22 protein-coding genes are annotated in these 23,129 nt (G+C 41.6%); 3 read left to right on the forward strand and 19 right to left on the reverse strand.

All coding sequences use genetic code 11. The annotated features are described in order from the left end of the window. Nucleotides 1-170 precede the first annotated feature (170 nt). Together trmJ and KQP93_RS15635 are read right to left on the reverse strand one after the other, a co-directional pair. On the reverse strand, nucleotides 171-893 hold the full coding sequence (gene trmJ, locus KQP93_RS15630) for a tRNA (cytosine(32)/uridine(32)-2'-O)-methyltransferase TrmJ (RefSeq protein WP_217875146.1): 723 nt from the start codon (nucleotides 891-893) through the stop codon (nucleotides 171-173). 114 nt (nucleotides 894-1,007) lie between these two features. Next, nucleotides 1,008-1,355 carry a four helix bundle protein gene (locus KQP93_RS15635; protein WP_217875147.1) on the reverse strand — a complete coding sequence of 116 codons (348 nt, stop codon included), beginning with the start codon at nucleotides 1,353-1,355 and terminating at the stop codon, nucleotides 1,008-1,010. A gap of 261 nt (nucleotides 1,356-1,616) precedes the next feature. Here KQP93_RS15635 and suhB point away from each other — a divergent pair, with 261 nt between their 5' ends. Further along, complete coding sequence (gene suhB, locus KQP93_RS15640) at nucleotides 1,617-2,420, forward strand: inositol-1-monophosphatase (protein WP_135923326.1); 804 nt, start codon at nucleotides 1,617-1,619, stop codon at nucleotides 2,418-2,420. A 25-nt stretch (nucleotides 2,421-2,445) separates the two neighbouring features. Here the strand turns inward: suhB and KQP93_RS15645 are convergent, their stop codons facing one another. The 8 genes from KQP93_RS15645 to queA form a co-directional block, all read right to left on the reverse strand. Continuing rightward, entirely contained in the window at nucleotides 2,446-3,276 is an 831-nt protein-coding gene (locus KQP93_RS15645) for a substrate-binding periplasmic protein (RefSeq protein ID WP_217875148.1), read from the reverse strand. A gap of 83 nt (nucleotides 3,277-3,359) precedes the next feature. After that, nucleotides 3,360-5,150, reverse strand: coding sequence for a GGDEF domain-containing protein (locus KQP93_RS15650; protein WP_217875149.1), 1,791 nt, complete (start codon nucleotides 5,148-5,150; stop codon nucleotides 3,360-3,362). 87 nt (nucleotides 5,151-5,237) lie between these two features. Further along, complete coding sequence (locus KQP93_RS15655) at nucleotides 5,238-5,789, reverse strand: hypothetical protein (RefSeq protein ID WP_217875150.1); 552 nt, start codon at nucleotides 5,787-5,789, stop codon at nucleotides 5,238-5,240. Between the two features lie 56 nt (nucleotides 5,790-5,845). Beyond that, entirely contained in the window at nucleotides 5,846-6,793 is a 948-nt protein-coding gene (gene secF / locus KQP93_RS15660) for a protein translocase subunit SecF (RefSeq protein WP_217875151.1), read from the reverse strand. An 8-nt stretch (nucleotides 6,794-6,801) separates the two neighbouring features. Next, on the reverse strand, nucleotides 6,802-8,661 hold the full coding sequence (gene secD, locus KQP93_RS15665; protein ID WP_217875152.1) for a protein translocase subunit SecD: 1,860 nt from the start codon (nucleotides 8,659-8,661) through the stop codon (nucleotides 6,802-6,804). Nucleotides 8,662-8,683: 22 nt separating this feature from the next. Then, the gene (gene yajC, locus KQP93_RS15670; RefSeq protein WP_054563539.1) at nucleotides 8,684-9,022 is read right to left on the reverse strand and encodes a preprotein translocase subunit YajC; all 339 of its coding nucleotides are present in this window, start codon (nucleotides 9,020-9,022) and stop codon (nucleotides 8,684-8,686) included. Between the two features lie 29 nt (nucleotides 9,023-9,051). Further along, nucleotides 9,052-10,179 carry a tRNA guanosine(34) transglycosylase Tgt gene (tgt, locus tag KQP93_RS15675; protein WP_058583935.1) on the reverse strand — a complete coding sequence of 376 codons (1,128 nt, stop codon included), beginning with the start codon at nucleotides 10,177-10,179 and terminating at the stop codon, nucleotides 9,052-9,054. Between the two features lie 148 nt (nucleotides 10,180-10,327). Further along, a complete protein-coding gene (gene queA, locus KQP93_RS15680; RefSeq protein ID WP_217875153.1) occupies nucleotides 10,328-11,359 on the reverse strand; it encodes a tRNA preQ1(34) S-adenosylmethionine ribosyltransferase-isomerase QueA in 1,032 nt (343 codons plus the stop codon). Nucleotides 11,360-11,573: 214 nt separating this feature from the next. On the opposite strand from queA, the gene KQP93_RS15685 reads away from it, so the two are divergent. Together KQP93_RS15685 and KQP93_RS15690 are read left to right on the forward strand one after the other, a co-directional pair. Further along, the gene (locus tag KQP93_RS15685) at nucleotides 11,574-14,084 is read left to right on the forward strand and encodes a two-component system response regulator (RefSeq protein ID WP_217875154.1); all 2,511 of its coding nucleotides are present in this window, start codon (nucleotides 11,574-11,576) and stop codon (nucleotides 14,082-14,084) included. Between the two features lie 233 nt (nucleotides 14,085-14,317). Next, nucleotides 14,318-14,521 (forward strand): hypothetical protein, encoded by a 204-nt coding sequence (locus KQP93_RS15690; RefSeq protein ID WP_054563535.1) that lies wholly within the window; start codon nucleotides 14,318-14,320, stop codon nucleotides 14,519-14,521. A gap of 23 nt (nucleotides 14,522-14,544) precedes the next feature. Here the strand turns inward: KQP93_RS15690 and KQP93_RS15695 are convergent, their stop codons facing one another. From KQP93_RS15695 to pstA, 9 genes are all read right to left on the reverse strand, one after another. Further along, complete coding sequence (locus tag KQP93_RS15695) at nucleotides 14,545-15,453, reverse strand: hypothetical protein (RefSeq protein ID WP_217875155.1); 909 nt, start codon at nucleotides 15,451-15,453, stop codon at nucleotides 14,545-14,547. A 1-nt stretch (nucleotide 15,454) separates the two neighbouring features. Continuing rightward, on the reverse strand, nucleotides 15,455-16,054 hold the full coding sequence (locus KQP93_RS15700) for a hypothetical protein (protein WP_217875156.1): 600 nt from the start codon (nucleotides 16,052-16,054) through the stop codon (nucleotides 15,455-15,457). Next, nucleotides 16,047-16,589, reverse strand: coding sequence for an RNA polymerase sigma factor (locus KQP93_RS15705; protein WP_217875157.1), 543 nt, complete (start codon nucleotides 16,587-16,589; stop codon nucleotides 16,047-16,049). Before KQP93_RS15705 ends, KQP93_RS15700 begins: the two co-directional genes overlap by 8 nt. Nucleotides 16,590-16,715: 126 nt before the next feature. Then, on the reverse strand, nucleotides 16,716-17,645 hold the full coding sequence (locus KQP93_RS15710; RefSeq protein ID WP_217875158.1) for a hydrogen peroxide-inducible genes activator: 930 nt from the start codon (nucleotides 17,643-17,645) through the stop codon (nucleotides 16,716-16,718). A 76-nt stretch (nucleotides 17,646-17,721) separates the two neighbouring features. Beyond that, nucleotides 17,722-18,990 carry an inorganic phosphate transporter gene (locus KQP93_RS15715; RefSeq protein WP_217875159.1) on the reverse strand — a complete coding sequence of 423 codons (1,269 nt, stop codon included), beginning with the start codon at nucleotides 18,988-18,990 and terminating at the stop codon, nucleotides 17,722-17,724. Between the two features lie 43 nt (nucleotides 18,991-19,033). Then, nucleotides 19,034-19,711 (reverse strand): TIGR00153 family protein, encoded by a 678-nt coding sequence (locus KQP93_RS15720; RefSeq protein WP_054563529.1) that lies wholly within the window; start codon nucleotides 19,709-19,711, stop codon nucleotides 19,034-19,036. Nucleotides 19,712-19,861: 150 nt separating this feature from the next. Continuing rightward, entirely contained in the window at nucleotides 19,862-20,563 is a 702-nt protein-coding gene (phoU, locus tag KQP93_RS15725) for a phosphate signaling complex protein PhoU (RefSeq protein ID WP_054563528.1), read from the reverse strand. Between the two features lie 47 nt (nucleotides 20,564-20,610). Continuing rightward, a complete protein-coding gene (gene pstB, locus KQP93_RS15730; protein WP_217875160.1) occupies nucleotides 20,611-21,438 on the reverse strand; it encodes a phosphate ABC transporter ATP-binding protein PstB in 828 nt (275 codons plus the stop codon). A 26-nt stretch (nucleotides 21,439-21,464) separates the two neighbouring features. Further along, a complete protein-coding gene (gene pstA / locus KQP93_RS15735; protein WP_217875161.1) occupies nucleotides 21,465-23,114 on the reverse strand; it encodes a phosphate ABC transporter permease PstA in 1,650 nt (549 codons plus the stop codon). Nucleotides 23,115-23,129 lie beyond the last annotated feature (15 nt).

Raw genomic sequence — 23,129 nt, forward strand, 5'->3', positions numbered from 1 at the left:
GCTAAGGTGTGCAAATTTTAATTACCAGACCAAAATAGTCAAGTATTATCACTTGATAAAAATTGATACTTGCCATTGATAAAACCGAATACTTGACAAAAACAGTCAAGTACTGGGTACATTGTAATTACCTGAGTAATTTAGTCAAGTATTATACTTATAACCTGTGATTATTTAATAGACTTATTAATAGAGGTAAGAATACCGCGTAAGATGTTCATCTCAGCTTCTTCTGGGCGCGCGCGGTTAAATAAGCGACGTAGTTTAGTCATCACCATGCCAGGGTGCTGTTTGATGATAAAACCCGTGTCGTTTAGCGTTTGCTCTAAGTGCTCATAGAAAAGCTCTGTTTGCTTCGCATTTGGGTAGGTTGCTTCGTCTTCTTCTTGTACTTTTGGCTGTTTATTTAAATAAGCCATACGTGTTTCATAACTTAATGTTTGCACGGCCATTGCTAGATTTAACGAGCTGTATTCAGGGTTTGCAGGAATACATACGTGGTAGTTACATTGTTGTAGCTCTTCGTTGGTTAAACCACTATTTTCACGACCAAATACGAGTGCAACAGGGCCATGTTCAGCCTCAGCCACTAATTTTTCACCACATTCACGCGGCTCAACCATAGGCCAAGATAAAGTACGTGAGCGTGCACTGGTACCAATTGTTAAACCACAATCAGCAATTGCATCTGCCAATGTATCAACCACCACTGCTTTACCTAAAACATCAGTTGCACCGGCTGCAAGCGCACTTGCATGACTATCAATTTCACAAGCAGGATCAACAAGATATAAATTTGATAAGCCCATCGTTTTCATAGCACGTGCCGCTGAGCCAATATTACCAGAATGTGATGTGTTAACTAATACGATACGAATATCATCAAGTGTCATTGCGTTGTTACTTACTGAAAGTCAAAAATTGCGGGGATTATAACATAGCTATCAGCTATCAGCTATCAGCTATCAGCTATCAGCTATCAGCTATCAGCTATCAGCTATCAGCTATCAGCTATCAGCTTCGATCCTATGCATAAGAGATGTCAACATTTTTGATAGCTCTTCCGTTTCACTCACCCAAGTTCTACCTATGGCAGCATCAATGTATTTAATCTCAATTCCGATATAAATTTGCGTTCGTGTTTCTGCTATTGACGATCTTGATATATCTAAAAAACGCACCCGTTCTTTTTTGCTGATTCTCGCCATACCTTCTGCGATGTTACTCGGTATTGATAAACCAGAACGTGTGAGTTGATTGCGAAAGCCAAAATCATTTAGATCTGTCGTTTCTTTGTAAATTTCGGCACTTAATCTTGCTGCTCGCTTCCATACCTCTAATTTTTCAAAATTCATACTTGCATCCTTTTAAGTATAAAAACTTTATATAGGCACGAATTTTTCAGAATGCAAATTTCAAACTGACGGCTGACGGCTGACGGCTGACGGCTGACGGCTGACCACTAACCCCTTCTTCTGAGATTAAATCAATAACAAAATCAGAACTGTACAAAAAACAACCTAATTTATTCGAGTTTATTGTTTACTTTACGCTAGAAATCGCTAGAATACGCCGGCTTAAATATATTCGTTCTTTTACAACCCAAAGGTAATGCTATGCATCCAATGTTAAACATTGCGGTTCGCGCTGCGCGTAACGCAGGCAAAATTTTACTTCGCGCAAGTGAAGATTTATCAAAAGTTGATGTACAACAAAAAGGCACTAACGATTTAGTGACTAACATCGACAAAGAAGCTGAAGCCGCAATTCGTGATACCATTTTAAAATCTTACCCTGATCATTGTATCGTAGGTGAAGAGCTTGGTGAGCACAAAGGTAAAGATGCAGATTACCAATGGATTGTAGACCCTCTTGATGGCACAACTAACTTCATCAAGGGTATCCCTCATTTCGCAGTATCTATTGCACTTAAAGTTAAAGGTCGTTTAGACCAAGCTGTTATCTATGATCCAATCCGCGGTGAATTATTCACGGCTTCTCGTGGTCAAGGCGCACAGCTTAACAGCAAGCGTTTACGCGTAACTAAAACTAACGAGTTAGCAGGTTCTGTACTTGCAACTGGTTTCCCATTCAAACAAAAGCACCACTTAGACGCATACTCTGAAGCGTTTAAAGCACTTTTCGTACACACTGCTGATATTCGCCGTGCAGGCTCTGCTGCATTAGATATGGCTTATGTTGCAGCGGGTCGTGTTGATGGTTTCTTTGAAATTGGCCTTAAGCCATGGGATACAGCAGCAGGCGAGCTTTTAGTTAAAGAAGCGGGCGGTATGGTTGTTGATTTCGCAGGTGGTATTAACTACAACCAAAGCGGCAACATCATTTGTGGTGCACCTAAGTTAACTCAAGCGATCATTCGTGAAATTCGCCCAGTGTTAACTGAGTCACTACTTCGCTAATAGCGGTTGTAATGCAAAAAAGGAGCTAAGGCTCCTTTTTTTGTGGCTGAAAATAATCGTTGTCGAGTTTTATTTCTGTCACTTTACCTTCTTTAAATGGCAACTTCGCTAAGTCTTCAGCAAAGTAGCTAGCAAATAACTGTTCAAACTCGCCCGTGCTTTTCATCGTTGTAAGCCCTTTGCTCAACACCTCAGCTAGCTCTGGTCTGTGATTACTGACAAAAAAGTAAAACGCTGTTGGATAACTAATATAAAGGTCAGGCACAATGACCAGTTCGTCACTTTTGATTTGTTCCATTTCAGAAATGACTTCAATGAACGAACGCGGAAAATAATCAACTCGCCCTCTAATCACTAAGCTAAACATTGCCTGATAATTTGCCAGCGGCCTGACTGTTAAGCCGTTTTGCGCAAGGATTTTAGTATCGGGCCAATCATGGCCTTGAATGGCACTAAACTGCGCTAAATTTTGTTTCGTTTTTACATCTTTAAAACGCGGTAAAAACGATCGCTTAGTTAGTAATGCGCGTTTACCAATGTAGCCTTTAAACAGAGGTACTTTGACTGCTATTGCAAGGTGTTCTCGCTCGGGGCTTGTCATACTCCAAAACACATCGGCCTGCTTTTCATCGAGCATCAGCAAAGTGCGCTGTTGATGGGGGTGAACCAGAACCTCGTTGATTTGTGCTTGGTAATTACCAGCACGCAAGGCTGCTGCCAGCAATTCATGAAGATAATAATCGCGTTTATACAGTGGGCGTTGCTCAACCGCTAAATTGACCACATTGTTAGCTTCTGTGGTAAGGCTGTATCCTAGGCTCAGCAATACTAGGATTGCACTACATAGTCGCTTCATTGTTATTTTTGATTATGTGTTTTTTTTAAGCTACACCCTGTTAAACAGGGACACAAGTAAAATTAAGCGAACTTAAAATTTCTTCATGAACTAATAGGGAATGCTTCTTCTTTTTGGCTACTTAAACGCACCACTGCGGGGGCTGGTCGGCTACGTTTACATACAAACAAGTGGCTACTCTGATAACGCTTAGCCTCTTTTTTCGCATCTGTTGCCAGCGCTGCGACTTGATGACTGTTAATACATAGCTCTAAATCAGGCTTAACTAAACCGATTGATAATGTAAGTAGTGGCACAAACTGCTTTTTACCTTCTCGATTGCTGGCCCAATAACCCCCTTGCTCAATATGCTCTGGGGTGAAAAAGGCGCGAGACTGCAGCTCAAACTTACTAATAATGTCATGGCAAACTTGCTCTGCATCATTTTTATCAAACACCACCATAAAGTCATCACCGCCAATGTGCCCGACAAATCCTTTGCTAGTACTACAGGCCTCTACGATGACTTCAGCAAGTAATTTTATAACGCTGTCACCACTGGCATAACCGTACAAGTCATTGAACTGTTTAAAGTGGTTTAAATCAACGTATGCGAGTGAGAACGTATAATTATTACGAAGCCTCAGCTCAATTGCTTCGTTAATTGCGACATTACCCGGCAGCATAGTCAGCGGGTTGGCATGTTGTGCATGGCGGATTTTTTCTTCGGTAATGTGTTTTAAGATATTACGCAATGGCGCCAAACCTAAGTATTCACCACTTCGGGTGATAACAATGTGGCGTCGAATATCAAACTCAAATTCGGTAATTTGCTGACTCACTGTATCGAGTAACTCGTTTTCGTCAACGATTAACGGCTGTTTATCCATTAAAGAAGTAACTGGCTGCTTATCATAAAGTGCATGGCCATAGGGAGCAGCAAACACTTCAGTGAGTTGATCTCGGTGTAATAAACCAACAGGAATATTGTGCTCTAATACGGCAAGACTAGTTAGCGTTTTATCTTGCTCAAAGATACTGTGGGCATCTTTACAGCGGGTTGTTGCTTCAATGCTGGCGTGCTCGACTGCCAACCAACCGATCGCCATAGACTGTTCAAAAGTATTGCTATTGTCTGATGACTCTAAGTGCTTTAAGCAGTGGATATTAATTTCGTAACTTGGCTGTAAGCTCGGTCTTTCGAGTAAAAAGCCTTGCGCATGTTGTACGCCTAAACTTTCGAGTAAACGAAGCTCCTCTGCCCGTTCTATGCCTTCTGCTATCACTTGTGTATTGGTGGCTTTTGCAAGCTCTATAATTGACTTTAAAAACTCTTTTTTAACCACACTCTGGTCACAGTGGTCGATAAAGTAGCGGTCTATTTTTACAAACTCAGGACATAACTCAGACCACTGCTTTAAGCCCGAATAGCCAGCCCCTAAGTCATCAATAGCAATCGAAAAACCTAACTCACGATAATGGGCAATGGTCTTTAACAATAAAAAGCCATCATCGACTTTTTCTTGTTCTGTAACTTCAATTACTACTCGGTTAGTTGCAAGGCCAAAGTGTTCAACTAGGTGTAATGTTTCACCTTTAGGATGGCAAGGGTCAAGTAAGGTTTTAGGGCTTACATTTAAAAATAGTTTGCCTTCTAGATTGAGCTTAACAAAGTTCTCAATTGCTCTACTGCGGCAAAGTAGCTCTAATTCAGAGATCTTATGACAAGCAATTGCTGCACTGAATAATGCACTCGGCATTTCTAACTCAGACCCTTTCGGGCCGCGGCTTAATGCCTCATAACCCAAAATATGTTGATTAGAAATATCAAAGATAGGTTGAAACAAGGTCTCAATTGCACTGTTATCTAAGATCTGCTGTAGTTGTGCGTTCACCTTACACCTAGCGTTAGTAATACAAATAGGTGGGTAAATTATCAACCTTGTATGACAATTTTATGGCAAGGCTATGACGAGTGCAGATTACTCAATGGCAGTGATCAGCTCAAGCTGTTTAATGCGGGCAAAACTATCAGTCATTTTTAGATTCGCTTTTTGGTAATCACTCTGTGCTAAATCAGCTTGTTGCGCAAATTTATAAACTGCGAGCGGATTAAGTAATAACTTTTGTGCGTGATAACAGCTTGGCGCAGCAAACTCAGGTAGTTCAGGCTCTACATTAATTGTTATTACATTCTTCAACGCCTCTGTATCATCACTTTGTTGTTGCTGAAACTCTGTAGCGTCTGCCATCGCTTGCAAACTTGCCTCACACTCTGGTAGCTGTGCTTTTAGGTTTAAGAACAAACCTGTTGATGAGCTAATTAGCTTGAGCGTCAAATCCTGTAATTGCTGAGCAGTTGATTGGTTTTGTAGTGCCTCTACAACTTGCCAAGCCAAACCTTGGTAGCTGTCGAACTGCTGCTCTAGTGTTACCTCAGGTGTTTGCTGCTCTTGTGCTTGTTCTTGCTCTGATTTATTGCCGCAAGCACTAAGCATTAAAAGTATAAACACACTAAACATCAGGTGTTTCATAATTTCTCCCATAAAAAAACCGCCCTAATTAGGGCGGTTTCTTTTTGTATCACTTATTAAGGCATAGGATCGAGATCCGCACCTTCTTTTTCAATTACTTCTGGAATTAAGTCTTCTTTACTTACACCCATTGCAATTGCTACAGCTGAAGCAACATAAATAGATGAATAAGTACCGATGAACACACCAAATAGTAATGCAGTTGCGAAACCGTGGATCGTTTGACCACCCCAGCCAAATAACGCAATCAATACTAAGATAGTGGTGATTGATGTTACTAGTGTACGGTTTAACGTTTGCGTTAATGAAATATCGATAATTTCAATCGTGTCATCAATACGCACTTTACGGAAGTTTTCACGGATACGGTCAGATACAACAATGGTATCGTTCAGTGAGTAACCTATTACCGCCAAAATCGCCGCAAGAATCGTTAAGTCAAACTCTAGGCCAAGTACTGAGAATAAGCCTAGTGTGATGATAACGTCGTGTAATAGTGCTGATACAGCACCTACCGCAAAACGCCATTCAAAACGAAACGCAACGTAAATTAAGATACAGATAAGCGCAGTTAACATGGCAAGGCCACCCTGCTCTTTTAGATCTTCACCAACACTTGGGCCAACAAATTCGATACGACGCATTTCTACTGTCGATTCAACTTTTTGTAAGGCCGTAATGATTTGGTTACCAATTACTTCTGCTTTTACGCCAGGACCTTGCGGAGCAAGACGCACTAAAATTTCTTTACTTGAGCCAAACAGTTGCACCGAGAAATCTTCAAAGCCACTTTCAGTGATTGCATCACGTACTTCTTTAAGATCAGGTGCTTGTGTAAAGCCTACCTCAACAGCGGTACCGCCAGTGAAGTCGAGACCAAAATTCAAGCCTTTAGTAAAAAACGACACGAAAGAAGCCAAAATCAACAAGGTTGATACTGCCATGGCAAACTTTCTTAACTTCATAAACGGGAGTGTTTTACCACCGAGTTTTAAAATTTGCATGTTGACTCCTAAATCGACAACTTATCAATACGTTTACCGCCAATGAATAAGTTGATTACCGCACGGGTACCAACAATGGCTGTAAACATAGAGGTGATAATACCAATAGCTAGCGTTACTGCGAAACCAGCAATAGGGCCAGTACCCACTGCAAATAGGATCACTGCTGCGATAAGTGTTGTGATGTTAGCATCTAAAATTGTGCTAAACGCGCTGTCATAACCAAAGTGAACGGCTTGTTGTGGACTACGGCCATCTGCAAGTTCTTCACGAATACGCTCGAAAATAAGTACGTTGGCATCAACGGCCATACCTACGGTTAATACAATACCTGCAATACCCGGTAGCGTTAACGCTGCCCCTGGAATAAGCGACATCACACCAACAATTAATACTAAGTTTGCGCCCAGTGCCAAATTTGCCACCATGCCGAAACCTTTGTAATAGAAAAGCATAAATACAAGAACAAACACAAAACCAAGCACAACCGCTGTCATACCCGCTTCGATGTTTTCTTGACCTAAGCTTGGACCTACCGTGCGTTCTTCAACGATTTGAATTGGCGCTACAAGTGCACCGGCACGAAGTAATAGGCTTAGGTTATGCGCTTCAGCTGGGTTATCGATACCAGTAATACGGAATGAACGGTCAAGACGCGCTTGAATTGTCGCTACGTTAATCACTTCTTCAACTTTAATTGGTGGAAGTGCTTTACCGTTTTCATCTGTTTTACCTGATGGTTTGTATTCAATAAATACCGTTGCCATGCGTTTACCGATAGCACGCTTAGTGAACGCATTCATTTTTGCGCCACCTTTGCTGTCTAGCGTAATGCTAACTTGTGGACGTTGATACTCATCCATACCTGATTGCGCGCCAGTGATGTGGCTACCTTCAAGAATGATGCGTTGCTTAAGTACCACAGGGTAACCTTCACGTGCCATGATCATTTCTGTACCTGGCGGTAAACGACCTTGCAGGGCTGCACTTGCATCTGCGTTTTCGTCAACTTCGCGGAATTCTAGGGTTGCAGTCGCACCCAGAATCTCTTTCGCACGCGCTGTATCTTGTACACCCGGAAGTTGCACGATGATACGCTCAGCACCTTGGCGCTGTACGTTAGGCTCTGCAACACCGATTTGGTTAATACGGTTACGGATAATCGTTTCATTTTGTTTGATAGCGTAGTCACGAATTTCTTTAAGCTTTTGCTCGCTCATGCTGGCATAAAAAGCATTGTCGCTGCTGCTATCATCAACGTAAACGTTTAATGGGTAACGTGTTGATAAGAAACGCTCTGCTGCATCTTTATCTTCTTCGTTACGCATTTCAACACGTAATCGCTCGCTGTTTGCTACACGGCGAATGGTGCGATAACGTAGTTTTTCTTCACGTAAGTCACTTTTGAAATCTTGTTCCATTTGCTCAAGCTGAGTATCAACCGCCGTCGCCATGTCGATTTCCATAGTAAAGTGAACACCACCGCTTAAATCTAGGCCTAGTTTCATTGGGTTACCACCCAGTGACTTTAACCACTCTGGTTGAGCAGGTGCCATATTGATTGCAGAGATATAATCTTCACTAAGGGAATCACGCAGTAGATCTTGCGCTTTTAGTTGTTCTTCAACATTCTTAAAACGAACCAGGATTTGTCCGTCTTCAAGTTTGCTTGATTTAACAGTAACGTTATGTTCTTTGAGAGTCGCATTTACTTTATCGAGTACGCTGAGGTCAGCATCAGTACCTTTAGTGCCCGATACTTGTATGGCCGGGTCTCGGCCATACAAGTTAGGAGAGGCATATAAAATACCAACGACTAACACAACAAGAACAAGTAAATACTTCCATAATGGAAACTTGTTTAACACGTGTGAGTCCTTATTATTATTGTTATAGCGACTTCATAGTGCCTTTTGGCAATACTGCAGAAACAGCTGATTTTTGTACTGTTACTTCTGCTTGGTCGTTTAATGAAATCACGATGAAGTCTTTGTCATCAGCGATTTTAGCAATCTTACCTACTAAACCACCTTGCGTTAGTACTTCGTCTCCTTTCGCCATTGCGCCCATTAGTGCTTTATGCTCTTTTACACGCTTAGCTTGTGGACGGTAGATTAAGAAATAAAATACCAGACCAAAAATACCCAACATGATTAGCATTTCCATGCCACCACCTGCTGGTGCTGCACCTGCCGCACTTGCGTGGGCGTTTGAGATGAATAAACTCATTTCACTTCCTCTTTAATTTTTCTAAAAATTTAATCTGATGTATCTGCAAGCTCTGGCACTTCTTGGCCGCGGCGTGCATAAAAATCTGCAACAAATTCGTCTAGTTTGCCATTACTGATGGCATTACGTAAGCCTTCCATCACGCGTTGATAATAACGTAAGTTGTGAATCGTGTTTAGACGTGCACCTAAGATTTCATTACATTTATCAAGATGGTGCAAGTATGCGCGTGAATAGTTTTTACACGTATGACAATCACACTCAGGATCCAGTGGACCGGTGTCTGTTTTATGTACTGCATTACGAATTTTAACAATGCCGCCAGTTACGAATAAATGACCATTACGGGCATTACGCGTAGGCATTACACAGTCAAACATATCGATACCACGGCGAACCGCTTCAACTAAGTCTTCTGGTTTACCAACACCCATTAAGTAACGTGGCTTGTCTTCAGGCATTTTATAAGCACAGTGGTCAAGAATATTGATCATCTCGTTTTTCGGCTCACCGACCGATAAACCACCTAATGCATAACCATCAAAGCCGATTTCTTCTAGGCCTTTTTGTGATTGTGCACGAAGCTCAGGGTACATACCACCTTGGATAATACCAAATAGCGCAGCTGGGTTATCGCCATGACCTTCTTTTGAGCGTTTAGCCCAACGAAGTGATAACTCCATAGAATCTTTCGCTTCTTTTTCTGTCGCAGGGTATGGCGTACATTCGTCAAAAATCATCACGATATCAGAGCCTAAATCACGCTGAACTTGCATCGCTTTTTCTGGCGAAAGCATGATTTTTTCACCATTAACTGGTGAGCTGAACATCACGCCTTCTTCAGTGATTTTACGCATTGCGCCTAAGCTGAATACTTGGAAACCGCCTGAATCAGTTAGAATTGGACGATCCCAATTCATAAAATCGTGTAAATCACCATGCTGCTTAATGATTTCTGTACCAGGACGCAGCATTAAGTGGAAAGTGTTACCTAGGCAAATTTGTGCACCAGTATCTTTCACTTCGTCAGGCGTCATACCTTTAACAGTACCGTAAGTACCTACTGGCATAAATGCTGGCGTTTCTACAACACCACGTTCAAAAATCAAGCGGCCGCGGCGCGCTTTACCGTCAGTGCGGTCTAATTCAAATTTCATATTATCCTCAGTGTCGGAAAAACAGTCCAACAAGCTATAATTTAACCGCTCGATTCTACCCTGTTTGCGGGTTTATTACTATAAATTGGGCTAAATTCGAAAATAAAAAGCCCAGTTAAAAAACTGGGCTTTTTATTGGGTATAATCATTATTTGCGCGTTAAGAACATCGCATCGCCATAACTAAAGAAGCGATACTGTTCTTTTATCGCCGTATGATAAGCACCCATTATGTTCTCTTGGCCTGCAAAGGCACTGACTAACATAATCAATGTTGATTCAGGTAAGTGGAAGTTTGTCACCATGGCATCAACCACATTGAACTGATAACCCGGGTAAATAAAGATATCGGTATCACCAAAGTAAGTATCTAGTTTGCCGCCGTGCACTTTTGCAGCTGACTCTAATGAGCGAACTGAGGTAGTACCTACAGCAATGACACGACCACCTTTTGCTTTAGTTTCGGCTACCGCTTTAACCACTTCATCTGGTACTTCGATGTACTCTGAGTGCATAACATGCTCATCAACTGAGTCAACGCGAACAGGCTGGAAGGTACCTGCACCTACGTGCAAAGTCACAAAAGCCATGTTAATGCCCTTGTCTTTTAAGGCTGCCATTAATTTATCATCAAAATGCAGGCCAGCTGTTGGCGCGGCTACAGCACCTGGCTTTTCACCATAAACCGTTTGGTAGCGCTCACGATCTGACTCGTTATCAGGACGGTCAATATAAGGTGGTAATGGCATGTGACCGATGTCGTTTAGGATATCGAGTACATTTTCGTCTTTGGCAAATTCAAGTTCAAAAAGCTCGCCATGACGCGCAACCATGGTTGCTTCGGCTTTACCTTCAAGAATGATTTTTGAGCCTGGTTTTGGCGATTTACTAGCTCGCACATGCGCAAGCACGCGGTGCTCGTCGAGTACACGTTCTACTAAAACCTCAAGCTTACCGCCTGACTCTTTTTGCCCGAACATGCGAGCAGGGATCACTTTGGTGTTATTGAAAATTAATAGATCATTTTCATTAACGAGCGATAAAATATCACTAAATACTTTATGCTCAACTTGGCCTGATGGGCCATCAAGCGTCAGTAAACGACTGCTAGTTCGATCTGCTTTCGGAAAACGAGCAATTAATTCATCAGGAAGGTCAAAGCTAAAATCAGCTACGCGCATAGAGCATATCTCTCATTAATAAAAACGCGCCAAGTTTACTCTGATACGCCCACCACCTCAAGCAAAGCCAAGTGTCAACTTAGTACTAGCTTAAAGGATTACAAACTTAAGTACTTATTAACCGCTTTTGGGTAAAGTTTGCTTGTAGATTAGGCAAAATGTCATTATTCTAGCTTATTCACTAAACATGGGTTAAGTAAGAGGTAGTAGCGCCATGGCAAAGCAGTTAAAGCTGCTAATTTTGAACGCGAGCGTTGCTGAGCGTGAAACAATTAAGACCACATTAAACAAGCTTAATGTCTTCACGTTTATCGAAGCCAGTGACTCTCAAGATGCGCTTAAAATTCTTAAAAGCCACCCGGTGGATATTATCATTACAGGCCTTGAGGTCGGTAAGATTGATGGTTGGCGCTTTTCGCGCATGATCCGTTCAGGGTTATTAAAAACACCAAAAAACACACCAATTTTACTTACTCCACCAATCTATTGTGAACGTATAGCCGAAACCACAGCGCGCAGCTATGGCATTGATGCTGTTCTTCCATTTGAACGCCAAGATATGCTGCCGCAAGTGCTAGCCAACGTGTTATCAACTCACCTTGAAAAAAGTAGTCGCCTTAATTTATTACTACTTGAAACCGATAACCGTAAAGCAGAAGATATCAGCGAACAGTTAAAACTTAGCTTCGCGATAACCCATACCACTTCAACAAAAGCGACGCTTGCGACCTATCTGCAGCAAAAATTTGCCATTGTATTGATTGACGCCACCGAGTCTCATTCTGATACTGCGGCGGGGTTAATTAGCGAAATACTACAGCACAACCCAAAGCAAGCGATTGTAACCATCATTGATAACAATGATGCAGATTACGCAGAGCAGTTATTACTATCTGGCGTTACTGATTTTATTCGCGCCCCGTACGATCACTCGTTATTAAGCAAAGTGTGTGACCACGCTGCCCGTCGTGAAGATTTCATGGTGAGCTATGCAGAGTTTGCGCAAAAAGTAGAGCAACTAAGCCAAAGTCAAAGCCGCTATAAAGAGCTGTTTTCTGCCCACCAACGTATTTTATTACACCTAAATACTGTGGTACTTGAGTTTAACCAAGAGGGTAATATTCGCTTTATTAACCCTGCCTGGGAGCACCTAACGGGCTATGGCATTAAATCTAGTTTAGCAAAATCATTAACTGACTTTTGTTTACCTGAGTGCAAGACAAAGCTACAAGATACCATTCAACGTATTTTGCATGGTGGTGAGCAACAGCAACAGGTAGAAATCCAGCTAAAACACAAAAATGGCAATGCCATTTGGGTTGAGTGTCGCTTACAGCTGATTAAGAACAGTCAAAACTCAGCGACTATTACCGCCACTATCGATAACATTCATGAGCGTAAACAGGCAGAGTTACAACTTCGTCATTTAGCCTTGCACGATACGCTCACAGAGCTGCATAACCGTTATTACTTTGACCAACAATTACAACGTATTTGTAAAGCCAAGTACACCAGCAACGACACTGAGCACGCGCTGATTTATATCGACTTAGATCACTTTAAAATCATCAACGACAGTAAAGGTCACCAACAAGGTGACATCGTTTTAAAAGAAGTTGCCCAGTTATTCACAGCGAATATTAGTGATGAGCACTTAGTGTGCCGCATCGGTGGTGATGAATTTGCCGTGATCTTAAAAAATACTAACTTACTCGATGCACACTTGGTGGCAGAGAGTATTTGTATGGCGATTGAAAAGCACCGCTTTCACTCAGAAGGTCAAGAGTACTCAATTAGCTGTTCAATTGGTTTAACACAAATCACAGAGCAAAATAACGACCCAAGTGAGTGTTTAAAACAAGCTGATATCGCTCTTTATGTAGCGAAAAGCTTAGGCCGTAACTTAGTACACTGTTATTCAAAAGAAGATAGTCATCACAATAGTTTACAAGCTGGTCTCGAGTGGGGTCATAGCATTCGCCAAGCATTACAACATGATGCTATCGAGTTACACTACCAGCCGATTTGGGATTTCAAACGCGGCCACGTCGCCTACTTTGAAGCGCTATTACGCTTAAAGCTTGATGATGAACTAATCTATCCTAATCAGTTTATTCCTGCTTTAGAGCTTCTAAACGACACCTTTTTGATGGACCAATGTGTTATTCGTAATGCCATTAAGAGCGTTGCCGAGTACCCAGAGCTTAATCAAGTCGCAATTAACTTATCAGCACAGTCGTTTTTAGATGAACGCTTACTGCCGCATATTGAATCAAGCTTAAAAGAATTCAATGTTGAACCAACACGCATTATTTTTGAGATCACCGAGTCTGCGAGTATTAATAACCTAGTTGCAACCCGTGCCATGATCGAGCGTTTGAACGGCTTAGGCTGTCACTTCTCTATTGATGACTTTGGTACCGGATTTAGTACCTTTAACTACCTTAAACAATTACCGGCTCAACACGTAAAAATTGATGGTTCATTTGTTCGCGACATGTTGAACGACCCAATCGATTTAGCGCTTGTAAAAGCGATTAATGATATTAGCCGTTCGCTTGATAAGCGCTCTGTTGCTGAATATGTTGAAAACAAAGAAATATTTTTAGCGCTAAAAGAAATTGGTATCGACTATGGTCAAGGCTTCTTTATTGCCCGCCCCGTACCGGTTGAAAAAATTAGCGATGAGCTAAAAAAAATATCTGAAAATAATCTTTTTAACTAACAAATATCTAGCCTTAAAAAGCCTAAATTTAATACATTTTTAAACATTTTTTCTTAGTTTTTAAACTTCCATACTGACAATACTCATCTATACTTAAATCCACAGCAAGATAAAATGTCGTGTTTTTATAGTGATTATCTATAATAAACATGACATTACTTATTACATTAAACATACTGAATATGACTTAACATCGTTAAGTCCATCTATTGGCGGTATAAAGGAGAAAAGTGATGACACAACTAATCGTTTTGTTGCTGATTGTGAATCTAGGGATAGCGTATCAATGTTACCGCAATGCGACCTTTAAGGGGTATCCGGTAAAAACATTTACAGGGCTAGGTTTAGTACCTTACTTTAACTTAGTCGTGTGGGTTTACTTGTTGTTTTTACCCGACTTAAAACCATTTTCAATGAATGAAAAGCAGCCACTTTAGGCTGCTTTTTTAGTTGGGAGAATTTAAAAATTATAACTTGATGCTTTTTCGAGTAATTGCGCGGCTTTTATATCGCCAACCACGCACTTTTTAATGTCTGACTTTTTAAACACTTTTACTTGTTCAGTTTTACCTTCGCTAACACCACGGATGATAAAACTGACATGTTCATCGTTAGGTAGATTTCTTAAACCGCTACCATAATCACATAAAGTCAGAGATAAGCTTTTATCTACTTGCTGTGCTAGGGCTGCTAGCTGTTGCTTTTGCTCTTTTACGCGGGCTTGTTTTTTCTCAGCTAACTCTTTGCGCATTTGCTGCTGCTTTTGTGATAACTTTTGCTGCTGCTTTTCAAGCTCTTTAATCGATGCTTGCAATGCTTGTTTACGTTTTTCGAGCTCTTGCTCTTTGGCATCTTTATCGTGGCGACGGTCAAATTCAAGGTCACGCTTTTCACGCTCAAGGTCACGAATTTCACGGCTCACATCGCGCTCTTGCTCAGCCACTTCACGTACTCGCTCTGCACTTTCGCGCATCACTTCCATAGCTTGCTGATAAGCTTCTTGCGTTTTTACGACTACCGCATCACTGATCACTTGCACATGTTCGCCTAGCACTTCGATTTCAGTTAGTTCTTCAAAATCGATATCAGGCATAGGTGGCAGCGGCGCATCAGGAACAGAGGCAAACACTGTAGACCAGCGCGAACTGCCTCGTACATCAAAGCTAAACACCACGCCTTGATGCTGCAAATAACTCGAAGACACATTTCTTACCTTGTTATCGGTATCTTGTTTTAACGCCGCAGTGAGGATTTTTTCCATGATCCCGACTTCACGCTGAATTTTATCTAATTCATCACTTGCTTGTGCTTGTAAGCTTACTGCTGTGCAAAGCAATAAGGCGGCCGTAGTTGATTTGTATTTTGACATCTTAATACTCCAAATTGTTGGCAACGGTTGGCAATGGTCCGCCGTCCACTTGCTCTGCTAAATCATTTAACTGCATACGTAAGTACGCTTGGTCTTGGGCGCGCTGCGTCTTGATATAAGCAAGTACGCTGGCAATATCTTCTTGGCGCTCTACTCGCCCAGTTTTAATCGCTTCTTTAGCCAATTGGTACATCTGTTGTTGCTGCACTTCGTTTTGCGCAGTAATGATGTTTTGCAACTGATCAATTTGCTTTTGTTGTGACTCTAATAAATTGGTTTGCTTAGCCACTTGCTCAAGTAACTGCTGGTTTCCATGCTGTGGATTACTAACAAAAACCCATGCGCAAAATACTATTGAAGCAGCTACTGCCCACATTCCAGCACCAAAAATCAGACTCGGTTTTTGCACTTTCGGCATCGTGGACTCTCGATCCCAATTTGGTACAGGCACCGTTTCATAATGTTGACTTTGCTGTTGCCATTGCATTGCATTGTTCATCATTGATGCATACTCAGCATTGGCTTGTAGCAACGCAATTTGCTCATCAGTGAGGCTTTCGCCCTCTAACCATGCAGTAAATAATGAATCTAAATTAGCCATCTACGGCCTCCAAATGCACTTTTAGCTTGCCAAGAGCACTGTATAGCCTTGATTTAGCTGTATTGGTCGAAATACCTAATTGCTCAGCGATTTCTTCAAATGTACAGTGCTGAAAAAACTTTAACTCCACCACTAAGCGTTGCTCCCAGGGTAAATTGTTCATCATTGCTTTTAGTTCATGATGTTGCTCAGATTGCAGTTGATTCGTTTCTAACTCGCTATGCTCACAGCTTTCTTCTGGTATAGCGTCTAAACCTTGATGCAACTTACGGCGGCGGTAATATTCAACACTACGCCGGTGCACAATTTGATAGAGCCACGTATTAAAACTCGATTCACCACGAAAGCTCGGCAAGCTTTTATAAACAGAAATAAACACTTCTTGCATTAAATCCATTGCATCATCAGGGTGACTTAACATCCTTAGGCAATAGTTATATACCTGTGTTTCGTGCTGCTTGACTAATTTCAACCACGCCCGTTTATTGCCCTGTTGCGCTTTAGCAATTAGTGTCTCAAGTGATTGAAAAAACACGCTAGCCTCGTCATCTGATCTGCCTTTAATGGTTTTGTTATTATGTTAGTCGAGGGAAGGAAAAAAATAGTTTGTTTAAATAATAAAAAACCCCAAATTTTTTATTTGGGGTTCTATTTAGAGGTTTTATTCGTTGCCGCATTGAGCGTCTAAGCTACACTGTTTATTAAGAAACAGCTCTAGCTGTTGGCTAAACAGCCTAAAATCTCTGATCCGGCCTGTGGTTTTACGCCACACAATGCCAATATCTCGGTATGCATCGCCTTGTGATGGCGTAGCAACCATATCTTTTTTATCTAAAATACCGGCATTGATAGCCATTTGCGGTAAGAAAGTAACACCTAGCTGGTGTTCAACCATACTTAATAAGGTATGTAAGCTTGCCGCTTCAAATGGGTTAATACAGCTCGAGCGATTCAAATGGCAGGCACTTAACGCGTGGCCTGTCATACAGTGCTCACGTTCTAGTAAGAACACACTCGCATCTGGTAATAGATTAAAATCTTCCACGCCATCTGCTGGTGTGTAATCTTTATGGTGCACTAAGCTGAAGTGGTCTTTTGCAAGTACTTGGGTATGAAACTTTTCAGTGTCATACGGTAAAGCAAGCAATGCCATATCAATTTGGCCATGCTCAAGTTTATCGAGTAGTTTGTCACTAGTGTCTTCAACCAAGACCAGCTCTAACTCGGTAAAGGTCTGTTTGCAGAAATGATATAAAGGAGCAGCAATAAAGCTGGCAATCGTCGGGATCACACCAAGAGTGAGTGTACCATTTAAAGGTGTTAAAAAGCTCTTTGTCAGCTCTTTAAGGCTAAGGGTGTCGTCAATAATCTTACGTGCTTTTTCGACAACCTCTTCACCAATTGCGGTAAACATTAAGCTGCGGTTCTCACGCTCTATAAGCTGGCAACCTAAGGTTTCTTCTAAGTTTTGAATTGCACTACTTAAGGTTGATTGACCGATAAAACAGGCGCTTGCTGCGCGGCCAAAGTGTTGATGTTGGTGGACTGCTAATAAATACTGTAGTTGTTTAATACTTGGTAAGTTATTCATTCTCTACCTGCAAATAAAAAGACCCCAATACCTAAGGCATTGAGATCTTTTCAAGCTAAAAGTCTTTTAGTACTTTTTATACCCCGAAGGCAGTTCTCAGTACATAGAAAATAACAATAGCAAGGGCTGCGCCAACTGGCAATGTAATTACCCAAGAAACTACAATGTTTCTTACAACACCCATGTTAAGTGCCGCAATACCACGTGCCATACCTACACCTAAAACCGCACCTACAAGTGTTTGCGTAGTAGAAATAGGTAAACCAGTACCTGAAGCGATAACAACTGTAGAAGCTGCAGCAAGCTCAGCAGCAAAACCACGGCTTGGTGTTAAGTGCGTGATACCTTCACCGATTGTTTTAATTACTTTTTTACCTAAAATAGCAAGACCAGCAACAATACCTAAACCACCTAGTGGTAAAATCCACCATGCGATAGCCGCTTTCTTAGCGATTTCACCGTTGTGCTCAACAATGTTTACAACAGCAGCTAGTGGACCAATTGCGTTAGCAACGTCGTTTGAACCGTGTGCGAAAGCCATACAACATGCTGTTAGTACCATAAGTACTGCGAACACTTTCTCAACGTTGTTAAACTGCATTGCTTTATCAGCTTTAGGGTCGATTTTAAGGCGAGAGATAGCAATCTTACCTATGATACCGACTACAACAGCAATCGCGATAGAAAGCGCATAACCTTCAACAGCACCTAAGTTGATACCAATGTGCTTTAAGCCTTTCTTGATTGTTACAAGAGACATGATGAAGCCCGCTAGACCCATATATACTGGTACGAAACGCTTAGCATTTTTAAGTGGTGTCTCAGTGTCAAAAATAAGCTTTTGCGCACTCATGAAAATTAAATAAGCAATAAAACCAGAGATGGCGGGGGTAACAATCCAGCTACCTACGATACCCATTACCTTGTTCCATTGGATTGCTTCACTACCTACTGCAACCAATGCGAAACCAATGATGGCACCGATGATTGAGTGAGTCGTAGATACTGGCCAGCCTAAGAAAGAAGCTATTAATAACCAGCTACCTGCAGCAAATAGCGCGGCAATCATACCAAGGATCATAAGTTCCGGTATGTCCATAAATGGTGTGGCATCGATAATCCCTTTACGGATTGTAGATGTCACCTCACCACCGGCAAGGTATGCGCCAGCGAATTCAAACACCATCGCGATCATGATCGCTTGTTTAATTGTAAGTGCTTTTGAACCTACTGATGTACCCATCGCATTGGCTACGTCATTTGCACCAATACCATAAGCCATGAAGAAACCGACTGCTGCGGCAATTAAAACTAAAAATGTGCCGTAATTTGCAATGATATCCATTGTGTGAACCTTTAATTTTTTTCGTATTTGAACTGATTAGAATTTAACGAGCTAACATCAGCTCAAGACGAGAACCTACGCGCTCTGCAATATCTGCAAGCTCGCCTACCCACTCAATGATCTTGTATAAGAACATCACGTCGACAGGGTTAAGTTCATTTTCGATGGCGCGCAATTGACGGCGAATTTTGATCTGCATGTCATCCGTGTCTTGTTCAATAGCGTCCAATTCAACGAGCATTTTTTCAACTAAAGTCACTTCGCGACCTTTGAAGCCCGTTTCAAGAAGCTCATCTAGCTCATTGATTGCTTTTGATGCTTGTTTAGTCGCATCAACACAACGAGTCAAATAAGCAAGGAAATCAGTTTGGATTTCGGTAGGTATGATCATCTCACGACCAACTACACGACCTGCGATATCTTTTGCTTTGTTAGCAATTTTGTCTTGTTGAGTAACAAGCTCTAGCAAATCGGTACGCTCAACTGGCATAAATAAGCCACGAGGTAGTTGAAGGCGGATGTTACGTTTCATTTCATCAGCTTCGCGCTCTAAATTACGAATGTTTAGACGGATTTCTTCCGCTTCTTGCCATTCTTCTTTAAACACGTGATTAAAGAAAGGGATCAATGCTTTACTTGCTTGATGTACTTTCTTAATGTGATCTTCCATAGGCTTAATAGGTGATTTAGCAAAAACCCCTAAAAATGCATTTGTAGGCATAACTGACCCTTTATAAATTAGTATGCTTTGGCAGCTGCGAATTTTACAGCATTGTGTTCGATTGTGAACGCTTTTTCTGCCTTACATCACCAATAATAGACAAAGCGGCCAAAGGCCGCTCGGTTTAATAATGAAAAGTTGCGGTTAAATTTACAGCGACTTTTCGATATCTTCTTGAGATGTATGACGAATATCTTTGCCGTTAACAAAATAGATGATGTATTCAGCAATATTCTGGCAACGGTCGCCAATACGCTCTAATGAACGAACTGACCACACTAAATCCATAATTTTCGGGATTGAGCGTGGATCTTCCATCATATATGTCATAATTTGACGGGTAATTGCTTCGTATTCACGGTCAACTTTGGCGTCTTCTTTATGTACTTCAAACGCACATTGCACATCCATACGTGCAAATGCATCAAGTACATCATGAAGCATTTTCGATACTTGGCGACCCATGTTTTCAATGTTCACCAATAAGTCTTGCTGATCTTTAGTGAATGAGTCCAGCGCAACTTTAGCAATGCGCTCAGCTTCATCACCAATACGCTCTAAATCGGCAATTGTTTTTGCAATGGCAATTACAAGACGTAAGTCACTCGCTGCCGGCTGACGGCGAGCGATAATACGTGTACATTCTTCATCGATGTTCACTTCCATTGCATTTACTTTATAGTCGTTTTCACGAACTTTTTGTGCAAGATCGGCATCACCATTGCTAACAGCATCCAGTGCACTGTTTAGTTGTTGCTCAACTAAGCCACCCATGTTTAATACATGGTTACGCACATTTTCAAGCTCTTCATTAAAGCGGCCCGAAATGTGTTTATTGATATTATGTTCCATTGTCTACCTCTATAAATTTCGTTTACGGTACCAAGTGACTTTATTGACTAACCGTAACGGCCTGTAATGTAGTCTTCTGTTTTCTTCTTGCTTGGTGTTGTAAATAACGTATTGGTATCTGAATACTCAATCAACTCACCCATGTACATAAACGCAGTTTGGTCTGATACACGAGCAGCCTGTTGCATGTTGTGAGTAACGATCACCACGGTAAACTTATTCTTTAAGTCGTTAATTAGCTCTTCGATAACTAAAGTAGAAATTGGATCTAGTGCCGATGTAGGCTCATCCAGAAGTAGTACTTCAGGCTCGATAGCAATTGAGCGAGCAATAACAAGACGCTGTTGCTGACCACCCGATAGGCCAAATGCACTATCGTGTAAACGGTCTTTAACTTCATCCCATAACGCGGCGCCACGTAAAGACTGTTCAACCACTTCATCTAGTTTACGCTTTTCTTTAATACCTTGTAAGCGTAGGCCATAAACGACATTTTCGTAGATTGATTTTGGAAATGGATTAGGACGTTGGAATACCATTCCGACATTTCTTCGTAGTGCAGCAACATCGACACTCTTATCATAGATATTGTGACCATGAAGTAAGATCTCACCATCGATACGACAGCTATCAACAAGGTCGTTCATACGGTTGATACAACGTAAAAGTGTTGATTTACCACAACCCGATGGACCGATAAATGCTGTTACCTGACCTTTCGGGATGTTCATATTTACGCCGCTAAGCGCTTGTTTATCACCGTAGTATAAATCTAAGTTTTTAATCTCTAACGCTGTTTGTTCTGCAGTTAGGTTGTCTAAATCTAGCTTTGCCGCGCTTTTCGCTTGGTTTACTTGTGGTGCAACTGTAATCATCTCTGTCTACCTATAAAAATTCTGTATTAATGCTCAAGAGCTCTAAACTTTTCGCGTAAGTGGTTACGAATACCAATCGCGGTGATATTCAGGGCGATAATTACTGATACCAGTAAGAATGCCGTGGCATATACCAGCGGACGTGCCGCTTCTACGTTAGGGCTTTGGAAACCAACATCGTAAATGTGGAAACCTAAGTGCATAAATTTTCTATCTAAATGTATGTATGGGAAGTTACCGTCAAGTGGCAGTGTTGGCGCCATCTTAACAACACCAACAAGCATTAGTGGTGCTACTTCACCGGCTGCACGTGCAACCGCTAAGATTAAACCTGTCATAATCGCTGGGCTTGCCATCGGAATGATTATACGCCACAGCGTTTCTGCTTTTGTTGCGCCAAGTGCTAATGAACCATGACGAACCGTACTTGGAATACGTGATAAACCTTCTTCAGTCGAAACAATAACAACAGGAAGCGTTAAAATTGCTAGCGTTAATGCAGACCAAATCACACCAGGCGTACCAAAAACTGGGCTTGGCGACGACTCTGGGTAGAACAATTGGTCAATACTGCCACCTAGCATGTATACAAAGAAACCTAGACCAAATACACCGTATACAATCGAAGGTACACCTGCAAGGTTGATTACCGCGATACGAATCATCTTAGTCACGGCATTTTTTGCTGCGTATTCATGTAAGTAAATCGCTGCAACGACACCAAACGGCGTCACAATCACTGCCATTAGTAATACCATGAACACGGTACCGAAAATCGCCGGGAATACACCGCCTTCAGTGTTAGCTTCACGTGGGTCATCCGCTACAAACTTACCAAGTTGTACAAAGTAATGACCAAGCTTAGCAAAGAAGCCCATGTCATTAGGGAACCACACATCAAGAACTTGATACAAAGGTAAAGTAACCACTTCACCGCGCATGTCTTTCACTGTTACTTGGTCACGTTTTGCTTGTTTACGAAGGGCGAATAACTGCTTTTCTAACACTGTGTACTCAGCACGTAGCTCAGCACGCGCTTGTGCAAGCTCAGCAACACGCTCATCGGTTAGTTCGTTATCAAGCTGGTATGCTTTTTCTCTTAAGCGTAAACGCTCAAGTTCATAGTTAATATGGCCAATATCACCATTTTGTAAGTCTAACGCTTGGTCATTTAGGTCAACAGCACGGTCTACAAGATCATAAAGCACGTCGATTTTGTTATCTGTGATAACTTCACCGTCTTTAATAACCTGTTCTACATAACCGTAAAAGTTACCGTTTTTGCTACGTTCGAATACTGCAAGCTCTGCTGGCGCAGTACGCGATGTGATGTCTGTCTCTAGTACCCAACGGAAATCTAGAACAACATACTCACGGTTACCGGTTTTAATTAGTAAGCGCTCTAGTTGCTCTTTGTCGTAATGAGATAAATCAACGCCCGTCGCCTCAATACGTGATTTTGCAACTAGCTCACGGTCATAAACTTCACCGATCACTGTTTGTTTAGCAACTGAGCCTTGCAGCTCAAGTTGCACTACTTCTGATGGCCAGAAAAAGCTTAAACCTTTCCAAGCAATCATGGCTAGTAAACCAAGAACCGAGATTAAACTGATGCTTACCGCACCGCCGGTCATCCAAATCCAAGGAGAACCAGACTTAAACCACTGCTTTACCATGTCGTGTCTCTCCAC

Origin of the sequence: Pseudoalteromonas shioyasakiensis, from assembly GCF_019134595.1 — a bacterium.
GTDB classification, from domain to species: Bacteria; Pseudomonadota; Gammaproteobacteria; order Enterobacterales; family Alteromonadaceae; genus Pseudoalteromonas; species Pseudoalteromonas shioyasakiensis_A.